Here is a 15,541-nt window from a genome sequence, read left to right as displayed (position 1 = left end):
CGCCTATTCCTTGACCCAGGTCTGCGCGCGGCAGATGAAGGCGATGCAGCCGGACACGTCCAGCTTGCGACCGTCCGGATGCAGTTCCATCTTGGACTTGTAGGTCTTGCCGTTGGCCGGGTCCAGGATGATGCCGCCGGCCCACTCATTGTCGCCGTCGGGCTTGAGCCCCCACAGGATCACCATGCCCTTGATCGGCTTGTTCTTGCGATCGCCGGAACAGTCGCTGCAGACCGGGTTGGGGCCTTTGTCCGACTTCAGGATCTCGACCACCTTGCCGGCCAGCGAGCCATCAGTGGTGGAGTAGATTTCGACGATCGACTTCACCTCGCCGGTCTTGTCGTCGATGGTCTTCCAGCGGCCCACCGCCGGATTGGCCGCCGCGGCGGTCATGCTCCAGGCCAGCATGGGCAGCGCCACCAGCATGGTCAGCAGTTTGTTGCGCATGAATCCCCTCCCAGGGTATTGAACGGCGCCAGCACCGTGCTGGCATGCCTGCTGTTATACCGCATCCGCCGCCGTATGGAAGCGTGCAGAGCACAAAAAAGCCCCGCCGAAGCGGGGCTTTTCCGTCACCTTGATGAAGCGGGGTGATTACTTGCCGGCACCAAACGCGTAGCGCAGCTCGATGTACATCGAACGACCGTAGACGTTGTAGTTGTACTCGTTGTACGGCGCACCCGAACTGCCCGGGTAGCTGTCATCGAAGGGAGGCATTTCGTTGGTCAGGTTGTTGACCAGGAACGAAAGATCCAAACCTTCAAACGCCTGGTAGGTAACGCTGGCGTTGTAGGTCGTCCACGAGTCGAGCTTGCCGCCATTGGTGGCGTCGTATCCGCGAGAGCTGATCGAAGCCGCGTAGTTCGGAGTTTCCCCGATCCAGTTGGCGTATACGGTGGAGCTCCAGCGATTCTTGGTCCAGGTGGCGGACAGGTTGCCACGCTTTTCCGGATCGGTGCTGTAGTACGGGTCGTTGAGATAGTCGTTGGACGGATCGCCCGGCAGTTCGACCACATCGTGGTTCAGGATCTGCGTGTAGTTGCCGTTGAACGAAAGATCACCGAATGCCCCTGCGCTGACGGCATAGTTGAAGCCTGCGGTGACCGCTTCCAGCGTCTGATTGGCGACGTTGACCTTGGGCGCGTAGACATCCTCGACATTGCCGGAAGCCGCATTGCGGGTGATCTGGCTGAACGCCTGCACGCAGGTCGGTGAGGTGATGTCATCCAGTCCTTCACGGCAGCGATATTCCTGGAACAGAATGCCGTCCACGCTCTGGCGACGCACTTCGTTGCTGATATCCCAGTTGTAGTAGTCAGCGTTGAACGACAGCGCCGCAGTCGGCGCCCACACGAAACCGGCGTTCCAGACATCAGCATTGATGGGCTCCAGGTCGACATTACCCGAGGTCGTGCTGAAAATCTGCCGATTGGAAAGTGAAGCTGGGCATTTGTCGATGGCGACTGGATCTTCCGGCGAGTAACCTGCCTCGGCACAGCCATAGTAGTCGGTCACGCGCACGTAAGAACCGCTGAGACCCTGGAACTGATCGGACAAGGTCGGGGCGCGGAAGGCAGTGCCGTATTTGCCGCGCAGCAGCAAGCTGTCGATGGGACGGAATTCCAGGCCCAGGCTGTAGGTCGGCTTGTCGATCGTGTCGCCGCCATCGGGCTTGAATGCGTCATAACGGCCTGACGCGGTCACCGTCAGCATGTCGACGATCGGCAGGCGCAGCTCGGTGGTCACCGCATAGCGATCACGCTCACCACCACCGGCTACCGCCGTCTGGCCCCAGATGGAACCGTCCAGGAAACCCGGATCCGGCGTGTAGTCCCACTTCTGCTTGCCCCACTCGGCGGCAATGGCCAGGCCGGCGTCGCCACCGGGCAGCGAGAACAGCGAACTGTTGGTCACCTGCGCGCGCAACATGCCGTCAGACGTCTGGCTCTTGCTGTGCGCATAGCCGGTGAAGCTGTTGAAATCCTGCGGGCTGATGGGCTGGTAGAAGGCTGCGTAGTTCGGCGTGAATACCGGGTAGGCGCCGTAGTAGGGATCCCAACCCTGTTGCGGTCCCAGCACGTTCTGTTCGAAATAGTCGTTGATCGGATCAGCCCAGCGCACGAAGCTGCCTTCATCCAGCTCGTAGCGGGTGTAGTTCACACCGACGTCGTAGTCCCAGTCAGAGCCAAAGAAGCCCTTGACGCCCAATGCCGCCTGGTAGGCGTCGCTCTTGTCCTTGCTCATGGAGTTGCGGTAACCACCGACGCCCATGTCCTCGGGGGCGAAAGCGCGCTGCAGGTTGATCAAGCCATCGACAGCTGGATCGTAGTAATAGCCCCACTTGGTACCGGTGCCCCACCAGGTGTAGTTGGATCCCACGTGGCTCTCGACTTCTTCGTGGCTGTACAGAAGGTCGGCATAGCCCTGCACGTTGTCGCTGAAGTCGAAGGTCACGTGGCCCATGAACTGGCCCGCTTCCTTGCCGTTCTGCAGGGTGCGGTAACCTGGAGTGTAGAACGAGCCACAGTAGGTGCCGAAACCAGGACGGTTCTGCGGACCTTCGGTGCCGCCGAACTGTCCAGTGACGTTGGCGCAATTCTCGGCGGCGGCCGGCAAATCTACATAGCCGTAATCATCAAAGCCCAAGGTGCCAATGTTCTTGTAGCCGAAGACCAGGTAATCGCGGCTGGCGATCGGGGCACTGGTGCCGCGGGTGTTGTACTGCTTGGTCAGGTCACGCTGGTAACCCCAGATCGGGTCGCGCTCTTCGTACTGCACGCCGACCAGACCATTCAAGCGGCCGTCGGCGGCGCTGAAACCGTCGGCGAGGCCGACACGCACGCTGCTGCCGCCGCCGTCGGAATACCAGCCGCCGCGGATGTTCAGCGCGGCACCATCCATGCTCTTCTTGAGGATGATGTTGATGACGCCAGCGATGGCATCGGAGCCGTACAGCGACGATTGGCCACCCGGCAGGATCTCGATGCGCTCGACCAGGTCGACCGGGATGTTGCTAATGTTGTTGAAGGTCGAGCTGCCGTTGTACAGCGCCGGATAGTTGCCCATCGGGCGACCGTCGATCAGGTATTTGGTGTAGCCCGGATCCAGGCCGAACAGGCCAATTGTTTCCGCACCCTGGGTGAACGATGCCGAGGACTGGGCACCCTGCACACCGCCGGTGGACATCGCGCTTTGCTTGAGGACATCCGCAACCGAGGTGAAACCGCGCGCCTGGATATCTTCAGCGGTGATGGTCATCACCGGCGTGAAGGTCTCGACTTCCGTTTGTGGAATCAAAGAACCCGTTACCGTGACCTTGTCAAGATTGGTCGCACGTGCTTGGTCGTTTGAGGCGGTATCGGCATCCTGCGCGAAGGCAGCGCCAGCGGCGGGAATGACCAGGACGGTCAGCAGGGCAGCGGTCAGCCGGCTGCGCTTTGGCTTGCGAATGGAACTGTTTGACATGTTGGGACGATCCTCGGACGTGTGATTGAGCCGACATTCCATGCCGTAACGGCGACTACTTCCTTTAGCCTTCCTTCAGGAAACTAACATGTGGTTAACAAAAATTGTTGCATTTGAAATCGCGAAATGTTCATAAATTAGTGACATTCATCACAATTCTGTCAATATGTGTGAACCAGAGCTAATTGGAACCCCTGTTCATATTTAAATATGTGAAGAAGAATCGGGGTTCGACAATCTGTGTTCCGTGCGAGCGGTTGAGCACGCCCAGCGGCGTGAGGCGGATCGGGACTGTGTCGACAGATGCTGGGAGCACCGGCTGACAGGGGTCAACGCGGACACGCGGCAGCGAACCGGGCGCAAGCGCTTAGGGAAGCAGAAAAAAACAAACCCGCCGGAGCGGGGTCTGCATGGCCCACAGAACGGGGGCCGACACCGATGGTGCACGCGAAGATCATGCACTAGGCTGGCGTCGCCAAACCCCGGACAATGGGCAGGTTATCTGCCCAGGAATTCCCTCGTGAACCAAGTCCCGACCGCGCGCATCGCCGCCCATGCCGTCCAACCCGGCCTGTCTCCCATCCCCCGGGTCCGCAACGTCATCGCGGTGGGGTCCGGCAAAGGCGGGGTTGGCAAGTCGACGACGGCGGTCAATCTGGCGCTGGCGTTGCATGCGCTGGGGGCGCGGGTCGGGGTGCTGGATGCGGACGTGTATGGACCGAGCGTGCCGGCGATGCTGGGGCTGAGCGGCAAGCCCGACAGCCCGGACAACAAGTCGATCGAGCCGCTGCGGGCATTCGGGGTCGAGGCGATGTCGATTGGTCTGCTGGTCGATCAGGACACGCCGATGATCTGGCGCGGGCCGATGGCGACCTCGGCGCTGACCCAGCTGTTCACCGACACCTTGTGGGGGGATCTGGACTATCTGTTGATTGATCTGCCACCCGGTACCGGCGACATCCAGCTGACCCTGGCCCAGAAGATCCCGGTCGCCGGCGCGGTCATCGTCACCACGCCGCAGGACATCGCCACGCTGGATGCACGCAAGGCATTGAAAATGTTTGAAAAAGTCAACGTGCCGGTGCTTGGCATCGTCGAGAACATGTCGGTCCACGTGTGCTCCAACTGTGGCCACAGCGAACACCTGTTCGGCGATGGTGGCGGCCAGAAGATGGCCGACAGCTATGGGGTGCCGTTGTTGGGTTCGCTGCCGCTGGACATCCGCATCCGCGAGCAGGGTGATGCCGGCCAGCCGGTGATGGTGGCGCAGCCGGATTCGGCGGTGGCCCAGGCCTATCTGCAGGCCGCCGGCAATCTGGCGGCCGAGCTGGACAAGCGCCCGCGCGCGGCAATGCCGATCGCCGCTTCGCTGCTGTAAGCGCGGACCGGCTGCTCGGACAGGGCGCGGCGCGCTGTGCAAGGCAGCGGGCTGGAACCCCGGCGGCGGTCGAAATCACCGGGTTGGCTGCGCTCTGCCGGCGAGCGCGACGGCCGGCGCGGTTCCAGCGGCACCCCAAAGCGGGTGACAGCCACTAGAATGGTCACCTTCGCAGAGCTGGCCCAGGAACCATTGCATGAGCATCAAGAGTGACCGTTGGATTCGCCGCATGTCCGAGCAGCACGGCATGATCGAGCCGTACGAGCCGGGCCAGGTGAAACAGGTCAACGGCGAACGCATCGTCAGCTATGGCACCTCCAGCTACGGCTATGATGTGCGCTGCTCGCGTGAGTTCAAGGTGTTCACCAACATCAACTCGACGATTGTCGACCCCAAGCATTTCGACAGCGGCAGTTTTGTCGATATCGAGTCGGACGTGTGCATCATCCCGCCCAACAGCTTTGCCCTGGCGCGGACGGTGGAGTACTTCCGCATCCCGCGCAGCACGCTGGTGGTGTGCCTGGGCAAGAGCACCTACGCGCGTTGTGGGATCATCGTCAACGTGACCCCGCTGGAGCCGGAGTGGGAAGGCCACGTGACCCTGGAATTCAGCAACACCACGCCGTTGCCGGCGCGCATCTACGCCAACGAGGGGGTGGCGCAGATGCTGTTCTTCGAATCCGACGAGGTCTGCGAAACCAGCTACCGGGATCGCGGCGGCAAGTACCAGGGCCAGACCGGGGTGACGCTGCCGCGCACCTGATTCCGGGCATTGCCAGCATTGGCAGAACGCTGGAGCCGGCTTGGCGCTGCCATCAGGTGCAGATACACAAGTCGTCCGCGCCGAACTGACGAATGGGCGTGCAGCCCTTCAGTTCAGCATTCGGCGCCTGCCGCGATCGCCTGATCCTGGCGCTGATCAAGCGCCACCCGCACGCAGATGCGCAGGGCCTGGCTGACTTGTTCGATGCTCATGCTGGCAGCGCCCGGATGCAGGCTGGCCTGTGCCGGCGAATAGGGGATATGGATGAAGCCGGCGCGCAGCTTCTTGTTGCGCAGCGTGTGCATCAGGCCATAGAAGACGTGGTTGCAGACATAGGTGCCGGCACTCTGCGAGATTTCTGCCGGAATACCGGCTTCGCGCAGGGCCAGCAGCTGGTTTTTGATCGGCAGGGTGCTGAAATAAGCGGCCGGGCCATTGTCGATGACCGGCACGTCCACCGGCTGCTTGCCGGCATTGTCGGGGATGCGTGCATCATCGACGTTGATGGCCACCCGCTCCAGCGAAATCTGCGCGCGTCCGCCGGCCTGGCCAACACAGATGACCACGGCTGGACTGCTGTCGTTGAGCGCCGCCCGCAGCGCCCGCAGTGACTTGGAAAATGCCACTGGCAGCAGGCGCGTGACCACTCTGTGGCCGGCGATCTGGTGTCCATGCAGGGCCTGCACCGCTTGCCAGCTGGGATTGTCGCTGTCGCCGCCAAATGGTTCGAAGCCGGTCAGCAGCACGGTCTTGACGCTACGGTTCATGGCGATCCCCCGGGTTCAGACCAGATAAGGATAGCGGCTGGGCGAACGTTGCGTGGACTAGCGGAAACACAGCCAGGCCATCAGCAGCAGGTTGACCGCCAGCAGCGCGAAGGCGGTGAAGGACTGGGCGCGGATCACGCCGTACTGGTCTTTCAGCTCAAGCAATACCGCTGGCACGATATTGAAATTGGCCGCCATCGGCGTCAGCAGCGTTCCGCAGTAACCGGTCAGCATGCCGAGCGCGCCGAGGCTGGCCGGATCGGCGCCGTGCTTCTGGATCAGCAACGGCAGGCCGACGCCGGCCATCATCACCGGGAACGCGGCAAACGCATTGCCCATGATCACGGTGAACAGCACCATGCCGGCGGCGAACGCCAACAGGCAGGCCAGGCGACTGTCGATTGGAATCACCCGACCGACCAGGCCTGCGATGATGTCGCCGATGCCGGTGGCGGCGAACACCCCGCCCAGTGTCGCCAACACCATCGGTAACAACACGGCCCAACCCAATGCATCCAGCAGGCGTCGCCCCTGGGCCAATGGCTCCAGGGGCGCGGCGCGGGTCACCCGCCATGCCGCCAGCATCGCCAGCAGGCTCGCCAGCCCCAGCGAACTGAGCGTCAGCGCCTTGCTGTCCAGTATCTGGTCCATGCCGGGCAACCATTTGCCGGACAGGAACAGCAGCATCGTCAGCAGCGGAATCAGCAGCGCCGGCCAGAACAGGCGGTTGCGCAGGCGTTGCGCTGATGCTTCGCGACGTTGCTTTTCATCCTCGCGGTCGGCCGGCGTACCGAGCCTGGCCAGCGCCGCCAGCACGCCCAGCGCAATGACGCCGGCCCCCATCCACTGTGCCGGCCAATGCACACCCGCGGCATTGGCCTGCAGGATATGGCTGCCAAAGGCGAACGGCATGACCAGCAGCAGCCAGAACAAGCCCGCCGCATGACGGCGTTCGCGCAGGTTGAACAGAGCGGTGATCAGCAGGAACGCGCCGATCAGCCAGTAGAAGTACTCAATCTTCAGCATGAACGTCCGCCTGCACCGGCCTGGGCGGCGACAGCCGGCGCGCGCGCTCCAGTTTCCGTTGCACATACTTCAACCGCAGCGCATGGATGACGAAGGCGGCAATCGCGGTCGGCAAGGCCCACAACGCAATCGCCAGCGGTTCCAGAACGATGCCGTTGCGGGCGTAGAAGCCCTGTATCAGCAGGACCGCGCCGATGGCGACAAACACATCCTCGCCAAAGAACAGGCCGACGTTGTCGGCCGCGGCAGCATTGGCGCGGACCTGCTGGATTTCGTCATCGGTCAATGGCCCCAGCGTGCGTTCTGCGGCCGCTTCGCTCATCGGCGCGACAAGGGGGCGCACCGTCTGCGCCGGCCCGGCGACATGGGTCAGCCCGATCATGCTGGTGAGCTGGCGGATGGCCAGATAGGCGATCTGGAATCGCGACAGGGTCAGGCCGCGGAAGCTGATGATCCAGTCGCGCGCTCGCTCACGCAGGCCGTAGTGTTCAAGCAGGCCGATCGCCGGCAAGGTCAGCAGGAACAGGAGCAGGGTGCGGTTCTCGATGAAGCTGGTGCCCAGCAGGGCCAGCAGATCCGGCCAGGGAATGCCGGCAGCGGTGCCGCTGACCAGTCCAGCGACCACCACCACCAGCACCGGGTTGTAACGCAACACGAATCCCAGCACCACCACCGCGATGCCCAGCAACGGCCAATAGTTCAATGCTCTGCTCCGATGGCGGAAATGACATAACCGCTGCCGACGATGGCCGCATGCAGCTGCTGCGCGAAGCTGACCGCGTCAGCGCGGTCACCGTGCAGGCAGACGCTGTCGGCGACGACATCAACCAGATGGCCCTGGCGCGACAACACCTGGCTATCGCTCAACAGCCGTTGCACCTGCTGCACGGCCAGCTCGATATCGTCGATGCTGGCGTCGGCATGGCGGCGCGGAGTCAGGCTGCCATCGTCTTCGTAGCGCCGCTCGGCGAAAACTTCGTGCACGACCTGCAAGCCGATGGCCTGTCCGGCCGCGGGCAGGGCGCTGCCCGACAAACCGACCAGTCGCAGCCGGGGATCATGATCGCGAACGGCACGGGCGATGGCCTCGGCGATGAGCGGGTCGCGCGCTGCCTGGTTGTACAGCGCGCCGTGCGGCTTGACATGGTGCAGGCGCGCGCCATCGATATCACCAGCGACATCGGCCATTCGCCGCAGTTGCGCCAGTACCGTGGCATGGATTTCTGCAGGAGCCAGCTGCAGTTCGCGGCGGCCGAAATGCTCGCGGTCCGGATAAGCCGGATGCGCGCCAATGGCCACGCCATGCTGCAGGCACAGCAGCATCGTCTCACGCATGCTGATGTCGTCGCCGGCATGACCGCCAGTGGCGATGTTGGCGGAACTGACGAACGGCAGGATGGCGGCGTCGTTGCCGATGCCTTCACCGAGATCGCAGTTGAAATCGATATGCGGTTTATTCATGACGTATTGCGTGGACCTTGGCGGGACTGGATGGCCAGGTCGAGTCTGACCATGCGCTGCCGGATCAGGCAAGCCGCGTCATAGGCTTCGGCCAGCGTGACCGGCTGGAACACCAGCTCGGTGCCGGGCGCGGCCTGCGCCAGCAATGGCAGATCGGCGGTGATCACATGGCCCAGTCGTTGATAGCCGCCGACGGTCTGTGCATCGGCCAGCAATACGATTGGCAGGCCATCGGGTGGTAATTGGATGGTGCCCGGAGCGACCGGTTCGGACAACTGGCTGGCGCCCGCCCCCGGCAAGGGCTCGCCATCCAGTTGCAGACCTTGCCGATTGCCACGCTGGCTGGAGCGCCAGCGCTGTCCATGCAGCGTTGGCGCGGGATCGCCCGCAGGCACGTAGCGAATCTGCTTGGCATGCAGTGAGTAATCGACATCGTCGCCAATCCACCAGCGTGTGGGTGCTGGCAGCCTGCCGCGAAACGCCGGCTGCGGACCGACCGGCAGTTGGTCACCGGCGCGCAGCGTGCGGCCGTCGATACCACCAAAACCGGCGCGCAGGTCGGTGCTGCGGCTGCCCATCGTCGTGGTCGCCTGGAAGCCCCCGCGCACTGCCAGATAGCTGCGCAGTCCCTGGCCGACACCGCGTAGTGACAGCTCGCCAGCCGGGACCAGGATCGGTCGGTTCATGGGCAACGTGATGTCGCGCCAGCACAGCTGGATGGGGGCGCCGGTAACCGCGATCCACGCCGCAGCCGGCAAGCGCAGGCGCGGTCCCTGCAGGGTGATTTCCAGCACGCAGGCGTCGCGCGCATTGTTGAGCAGGCGATTGGCCAGCCATGCGGCATCCCAGTCGAGGGCGCCGCTGCGGGCAATGCCCAGATGCCGGTACGCGTGCCGGCCGCGGTCCTGCAGGCTGCTCATGAAACCCGGTGCCAGCACTTTCCAATGGCTCACAGCGCCTCCTTGTGCTGCTGGAATTCAGCCAGGCTTATCGCCACGAAGCGCACCTGGTTGCCAGCGACCAACAGCGATGGCGGTTGCCGCCGTGGGTCGAACAGCCGCAGTGGGGTGCGGCCGAGTATCCGCCAGCCACCGGGACCGGCCAGCGGATAGATGCCGGTCTGGTTGCCGCCAATGGCGACCGAACCGGCCTCGACCCGGGCGCGCGGTGTCGCCAGCCGCGGCAGGGCCAGGTTTTCGGGCAAGCCGCTCAGGTAGGGAAACCCCGGCGCGAAACCAATCATCGCCACGCGATAGTCGGCCTGGCTGTGACGTTCGATCAGTTCCTCGACGCTCATGTCCAGTGCCTGCGCGCTGGTTTCCAGATCCGGGGCCAGGGAAGGGTGGTAACACACCGGAATCCGGACCACGGCTGAGCGGGTCGGCGCGGCAGCCGCGCTGGCATCATCTCGCAACAGGCCAGCGACATAGGTCTGCACCTGGTGGTGTGCATCGGCACCGAGGGCAATGATGTCGAAGAAGATTGCCAGGCTGGCATAGGCCGGCACGCAGTCGCGCAACCATGCCGGCGAATCCCGGCGGATGCGCGCGACCAGTGCGTGCACGCGCGCGTTGATGATCGGGTCCATCTGCTGACCCCATTGCAGCAGCAGCGCGTCATCGGCCAGCGCGGTGAACGAGGGCGCGGTGAAATCGGGCACTGGGTGCGCGGTTGTACTCATCGCAGCCAGATGATGTGCAGTTGGCTGTTCATTCGAGCCAGCCCCGCCAATCGGCAATGCGTGCCTGCAGCTCATTGACCGGATACGGCTGCGCGCTGCCATGCCCCCACACCGGCCCCGGCCAGGCCGGATCGCCGGCATGCCGGCCAATCAGGTGGACGTGCAACTGGCGGACCATGTTGCCAAGCGCGCCGATGTTGAGTTTCTCCACGCCGTGATGACGCTTCAGCGCGCGCCCGACCTGGTTGACCTCGGCGAGCAACAACCGCTGCTGCTGGCCATCCAGTTCGATCCATTCACTGGCGCCGGCCAGCCGGGGTACCAGCAGCAGCCACGGATACCGGCTGTCGTTCATCAACCGGATCTGCGACAGCGGGCCATCGGCCAGCCATACGCTGTCGGCGGCCAGCCGTGCATCCAGCTCGAAGCTAGCCTGCTCCTTCATGCCAGCTGCCGGGCGAAGAATTCCAGCGTGCGCCGCTGTGCCAGTCTTGCACTGGCCGGATCGTAATCGTCACCGACGTCGCGATTGAAGCCATGCCCGGCCGGATAGGTGTAAACCGCCATCTGCGGCAATAGATCGCGATGTTGCTGGACCATCTCCGGCGGGATGCTGCGGTCGCGCTCGCCGAAGTGGAACATGACCGGCGCCAGCGGCTTTTCGCCCAGGAACGGCAGATTGCGCGCGCCGTAGTAGCTCACCGACGGCAGCCCCAGCCGCAGCGCCGCCAGCAGGGCGACTGTGCCGCCCCAGCAATAGCCGACCGTTCCGACCCGGCCGTGGACGGCCAGCACGTCGGCCGCGGCGGCGGTGATGTCCTGCGCGGCCTGCAGTCCCAACTGCGTCGCCAATGTCTTGCCGTGGGCGTAACCGGCATCGTCGTATCCCAGCTCGACGCCGGCTTCGATGGGATCGTAATACGCCGGTGCCAGCGCCAGATAACCTTCAATCGCGAACTCTTCGGCGACGCTGCGCACGTGCGCGTTGACGCCGAAAATTTCCTGGACCACGACCAGCGCGCCCAGTGGTTTGCCGGCGGGCTCGGCCTGCCAGCCGGCGACCGTTCCGTGAGGTGTCTGCAGTTGAATCCATTGGCCCATGGCGATGTCCCTGGCAATTTGCCTCAGTTTAGCGCGGCCGCCGCTGCCGGCTGATGATGGTGACGACGTGCACGTCGGGATGGATACTCCGGCATCACCCGGCTGGCTGATACTGGATATCGACAATCACGAAGCGGACCGGACCGGCCGGCAATTGTGCTTCCACTTCGTCATCCAGCTGCTTCTTCAGCAGTGCCCGCGCCAGTGGCGAATCGATGCTGATCAGGCCCAGCGGCGCGTCGGTTTCGTCCGGGCCGACGATGCGGTAGCGCGAAACTTCACCATTGGCCAGGTTCTCCAGCTCGACACTGGCGCCAAAAAACACCGCGTGCGGGTTGGATGGCGCGCTGTCGACCACCCGCAGCATTTCCAGCCGCTTGCTCAGATAGCGTACGCGCCGGTCTATCTCACCCAGTTGTTTCTTGCGATAGGTGTACTCGGCGTTTTCCGAGCGATCACCTTCGGCGGCGGCGGCGGCGAGTGCGCGCACCACCTCGGGCCGTTGCTGGCGCCAGAGTCGATCCAGTTCCTGCTTCAACCGTTCATGGCCCTGGCGGGTGATCAGGGCGGTGCTTTTTTCTGCGGGGGGGCGCCAGCGGGACATCGGTTCAGTGGTTGCCGGAGGGGGGATTCATCGACAGCAGCGGTGGCCAGGCAATCAGCGCTTGCCGCCGAAGATACCGCCGAGGATGCCGCGCACGATCTTGCGGCCCAGTTGGTTGCCGACGTTGCGCGCGGCCTGCTTGCCCATGGTTTCCAGCATGCCCTGGCGGCGCCTGGTGCCGAAGATCGCGTCCTTGACCGCCTGGCCGAAGCCGCCCGCGTCCGGGTCTTCCTGTTCGCTTGTCGCCTTCGGCGCGCCGGCACTTTGCAGGGTGGCGTCGGCCCGCTTGGCCAGCAGCTCGGCGGCTGATTCGCGATTGACCGGCTGGTCATACTTGATGCCGAGCGGGCTGGCTGCCAGCACCGCGGCGCGTTCGCTGTCGCTGATCGCACCCATCCGGCAGCGCGGTGGTGACACCAGCGTCTGTTGCACAGGGGAGGGCACGCCCTTGTCCTGCAGTGTCGACACCAGCGCTTCGCCGGTGCCGAGCCGGGAAATGGTGTCGGCCACGTCCAGCTTCGGGTTGGGCACGAAGGTCTGCGCCGCGGTCCGGACCGCCTTCTGGTCGCGCGGGGTGAACGCGCGCAAGGCGTGCTGCACGCGGTTGCCCAGCTGGCCAAGCACATCGTCCGGCACGTCGTCCGGGAACTGCGAACAGAAGTACACGCCCACGCCCTTGGAGCGGATCAGCCTGACGACCTGTTCGATGCGCTGCTGCAAGGCCGCTGGCGCATCGTCGAACAGCAGATGCGCCTCGTCGAAGATGAACACCAGCTTCGGTTTTTCCAGATCACCGACTTCCGGCAGGGTCTCGAACAGTTCCGACAGCAGCCACAGCAGGAAGCTCGAATACAGCCTTGGCTTGAGAATCAACTGGTTGGCGGCGAGGATGCTGATGACACCACGGCCGTCGACCTGGGTCCGCATCAGATCGGCCAGTTCCAGCGCCGGCTCGCCGAACAGGTGCTCGCCGCCATCCTGCTGCAGGCGCAGCAGCGCGCGCTGGATGGCGCCAATCGATTGCGCGCTGACCAGTCCATAGTGGGTTGAAATGTCCTTGCGTTCGGCAGCGACCAGGCTCAGCAACGCGCGCAGGTCGTCCAGATCCAGCAACAGCAGGCCGCGGTCGTCGGCGAGCTTGAACACGATGTCGAGCACGCCGCCCTGGGTGTCGTTGAGCTCGAGGATGCGCGCCAGCAGGGTCGGGCCCATCTCGCTGACGGTGGTCCGCACCGGGTGGCCGAGCTTGCCGTACATGTCCCACAGCAGCACCGGGCTGGGCTGTGGCAGATAGTCGTCGATACCGATGTCGCGGGCACGCTGCAGCACCCGTTCGCTACCATCGCCGGCCATTGCCAGTCCGGCGACGTCGCCTTTCACATCGGCCATGAACACCGGTACCCCCAGCCGTGAAAAGCCCTCGGCCAGGGTCATCAGGGTCACGGTCTTGCCGGTACCGGTAGCGCCGGCAACCAGCCCGTGGCGGTTGCCGAAGCGGGGAATCAGGGTGACGGCAATGTTGTCGGTGATGCCCTTGCCCAGCAGAATCGGATCCATGATGTTTCTCGTGTGGCGATGCGCCGATTCTAGCCGCTGTGACCGGCGCCGGCCTGCCGCTGCCGGCTTTGTGAGCGCCTTGCCCCGCAGGGGGCCCGCCAGCTACCCTGCGGGACTTGTCTTTGATGTGGTTGCAGATGTTTTTCAGTCCCCGCAATACCCTGTCCTGGTCGCTGCTGGCCGCCACCCTGTTGTTCACCGCCATTCCCGCCGCCTCGGCGCGGGTATCGGCCCGCGACCAGGCCGCCGCCGACGCACTGGCCGCGCGCATGGCCGCCGCCGAGAAACGCTACCAGGATGCGCTGGTGCTGACCGCCAATGCCGACCCCAAGGGCAGTACCGAAGGCGATGCCGCGCTGGAGGACATGGAGGACGTGCTGGACGCCTGCATCAAGCAGAAGGGCTGCCAGATGCATACCCTGCTGGCGACCTACAAACGGTTGTTGAAGCAGGAAGTCGACGCCAGCCAGGAAGATGGCGACTGGGAAATCACCGATCCGCTGGATGATGGCAGCGACCACGCCGCACTGGTGGCCGGCGACCTGCCCGAGGCCACCCGCACCGCGCAGCTGCTCAATGACCAGCGCCATGCCTTCGATCGCATGGTCCAGTACAACCCGGCGGTACAGGCCGGCATCCGTCGCTGGCTGACCGATATGCGCGGTTCGCTGATGGATACCTACGAAAATTACCAGTACCTGCGCGCCGACATGTGGCCGTCGTGGGAGCGCAACGGCTTGCCCGAGGCGCTGCTGTTCGGGATCATGGCCAAGGAATCCACCGGCCGCGTGCATGTCAGTTCACGCGCTGGCGCCGCCGGGTTGATGCAGTTCATGCCGGCCACCGGACAGCGCTTCGGGCTGGGCCCGGACGGCACCGGCTTCGATACCCGCTTCGATCCCAGATCGGTCGGGCTGGCCAGCGCCGAATACCTCAACGAGCGCATGCGCGCGATGAACAACAGCATCGAGTACGCCTTGGCCGCCTACAACGGCGGCGAGGGCCGCGCCCAGCGTATCTACAACGAGAATGGCGGCGGCAATTTCTGGAACGAGTCGGTGTTCCGCGCCTTCCCAAGTGAAACCGAAGACTACGTGCCGATGGTCATCGCCGCATCCTGGCTGTTCCTGCATCCCAAGCAGTACGGACTCAAGTTCCCGAAGATCAACGGCCAACCGGCGACGTTCCGGCTGGCCCGCCCGGCATCGATCTACGAGCTGACCATCTGCATGGGCAATGGCGGCACCCGCGAAGGCTTCATGCGTGCGCTGCGCAACCTCAATCCGCGCTACAAGGCCGATCAGCTGTTGCCGACCGGGACCACGCTGAAGGGCAACACCCGCATGGCCAGCCTGTATACGCGTCATTGCATCAATGGCGCGCAGGCCGATCTGGCGCGCACGCTGGTGGCCGCCAGTGTCGAAGCGGCGTTGATTCGTCCCTCGTTCAACGGCAACGTGGCGGTTGGCGATGTCAGCACCGTGGTAACCACCCCACCGCCCGGGGTGCCGACCACGGTCGCCACCGGCGCGCCGAAACCGGTCGAACCCAAAGCCAGGCAGGCACGTGACTACCGCATTGCCCGTGGCGACACCCTCGGCAAGGTCGCGCAGCGTTACCAGTGCGACCTCAAGACCCTGGCCCGGGCCAATGGCATCAAGGCGCCACGCTACAACGTGCAGCCGGGGCAGACCATCAAACTGGAAAGCTGCAGGAAATAGCGCCGGGACAGCATTGC

Annotated in this window: 15 protein-coding genes; 3 read left to right on the top strand and 12 right to left on the bottom strand. The window is 64.1% G+C overall.

The features are described 5' to 3' along the window. Positions 1–3: 3 nt before the first annotated feature. Both ABB29_RS10665 and ABB29_RS10660 read right to left on the bottom strand, forming a co-directional pair. On the bottom strand, positions 4–447 hold the full coding sequence (locus tag ABB29_RS10665; RefSeq protein WP_057658850.1) for a DUF2147 domain-containing protein: 444 nt from the start codon (positions 445–447) through the stop codon (positions 4–6). Between the two features lie 147 nt (positions 448–594). Next, positions 595–3,465, bottom strand: a complete 2,871-nt coding sequence (locus tag ABB29_RS10660; protein ID WP_211260724.1) for a TonB-dependent receptor plug domain-containing protein — start codon at positions 3,463–3,465, stop codon at positions 595–597. 520 nt (positions 3,466–3,985) lie between these two features. Between ABB29_RS10660 and apbC the strand changes: the two genes are divergently transcribed. Further along, positions 3,986–4,843 (top strand): iron-sulfur cluster carrier protein ApbC, encoded by an 858-nt coding sequence (gene apbC / locus ABB29_RS10655; protein WP_057658848.1) that lies wholly within the window; start codon positions 3,986–3,988, stop codon positions 4,841–4,843. 196 nt (positions 4,844–5,039) lie between these two features. After that, positions 5,040–5,606: a dCTP deaminase gene (gene dcd / locus ABB29_RS10650; RefSeq protein ID WP_057658847.1), complete on the top strand. Its 567-nt coding sequence runs from the start codon at positions 5,040–5,042 to the stop codon at positions 5,604–5,606. Positions 5,607–5,719: 113 nt separating this feature from the next. On the opposite strand, the gene pcp is transcribed toward dcd, so the two are convergent. The 10 genes from pcp to ABB29_RS10600 all read right to left on the bottom strand — a co-directional run bounded on the left by pcp (position 5,720) and on the right by ABB29_RS10600 (position 13,893). Beyond that, complete coding sequence (pcp, locus tag ABB29_RS10645; protein ID WP_057658845.1) at positions 5,720–6,373, bottom strand: pyroglutamyl-peptidase I; 654 nt, start codon at positions 6,371–6,373, stop codon at positions 5,720–5,722. Positions 6,374–6,430: 57 nt separating this feature from the next. Then, positions 6,431–7,399: a 5-oxoproline transporter, DUF979 family subunit gene (locus ABB29_RS10640; RefSeq protein ID WP_057658844.1), complete on the bottom strand. Its 969-nt coding sequence runs from the start codon at positions 7,397–7,399 to the stop codon at positions 6,431–6,433. Further along, on the bottom strand, positions 7,386–8,102 hold the full coding sequence (locus ABB29_RS10635) for a DUF969 domain-containing protein (protein ID WP_057659436.1): 717 nt from the start codon (positions 8,100–8,102) through the stop codon (positions 7,386–7,388). The genes ABB29_RS10640 and ABB29_RS10635 overlap by 14 nt, the downstream gene beginning before the upstream one ends. Beyond that, the gene (locus ABB29_RS10630) at positions 8,099–8,860 is read right to left on the bottom strand and encodes a 5-oxoprolinase subunit PxpA (RefSeq protein WP_057658842.1); all 762 of its coding nucleotides are present in this window, start codon (positions 8,858–8,860) and stop codon (positions 8,099–8,101) included. Before ABB29_RS10630 ends, ABB29_RS10635 begins: the two co-directional genes overlap by 4 nt. Then, positions 8,857–9,813, bottom strand: coding sequence for a 5-oxoprolinase subunit C family protein (locus ABB29_RS10625; RefSeq protein WP_057658840.1), 957 nt, complete (start codon positions 9,811–9,813; stop codon positions 8,857–8,859). The genes ABB29_RS10630 and ABB29_RS10625 overlap by 4 nt, the downstream gene beginning before the upstream one ends. After that, on the bottom strand, positions 9,810–10,541 hold the full coding sequence (gene pxpB, locus ABB29_RS10620) for a 5-oxoprolinase subunit PxpB (RefSeq protein ID WP_057658838.1): 732 nt from the start codon (positions 10,539–10,541) through the stop codon (positions 9,810–9,812). Before pxpB ends, ABB29_RS10625 begins: the two co-directional genes overlap by 4 nt. 28 nt (positions 10,542–10,569) lie before the next feature. Continuing rightward, positions 10,570–10,986, bottom strand: a complete 417-nt coding sequence (locus ABB29_RS10615) for an HIT domain-containing protein (protein ID WP_057658836.1) — start codon at positions 10,984–10,986, stop codon at positions 10,570–10,572. After that, a complete protein-coding gene (locus tag ABB29_RS10610; protein WP_057658834.1) occupies positions 10,983–11,642 on the bottom strand; it encodes a dienelactone hydrolase family protein in 660 nt (219 codons plus the stop codon). The genes ABB29_RS10615 and ABB29_RS10610 overlap by 4 nt, the downstream gene beginning before the upstream one ends. 94 nt (positions 11,643–11,736) lie before the next feature. Further along, positions 11,737–12,246 carry a transcription elongation factor GreB gene (greB, locus tag ABB29_RS10605; RefSeq protein ID WP_057658831.1) on the bottom strand — a complete coding sequence of 170 codons (510 nt, stop codon included), beginning with the start codon at positions 12,244–12,246 and terminating at the stop codon, positions 11,737–11,739. 54 nt (positions 12,247–12,300) lie between these two features. Then, positions 12,301–13,893, bottom strand: a complete 1,593-nt coding sequence (locus ABB29_RS10600) for a helicase HerA-like domain-containing protein (protein ID WP_281177434.1) — start codon at positions 13,891–13,893, stop codon at positions 12,301–12,303. A gap of 47 nt (positions 13,894–13,940) precedes the next feature. Here ABB29_RS10600 and ABB29_RS10595 point away from each other — a divergent pair, with 47 nt between their 5' ends. Beyond that, the gene (locus ABB29_RS10595; RefSeq protein WP_057659433.1) at positions 13,941–15,524 is read left to right on the top strand and encodes a transglycosylase SLT domain-containing protein; all 1,584 of its coding nucleotides are present in this window, start codon (positions 13,941–13,943) and stop codon (positions 15,522–15,524) included. Positions 15,525–15,541 lie beyond the last annotated feature (17 nt).

Origin of the sequence: Pseudoxanthomonas dokdonensis (assembly GCF_001431405.1) — a bacterium.
Taxonomy (GTDB): domain Bacteria; phylum Pseudomonadota; class Gammaproteobacteria; order Xanthomonadales; family Xanthomonadaceae; genus Pseudoxanthomonas_A; species Pseudoxanthomonas_A dokdonensis.
The sequence above is the reverse complement of the archived record's forward strand: the minus strand, read 5'-3'. Positions and strand labels throughout refer to the sequence as shown.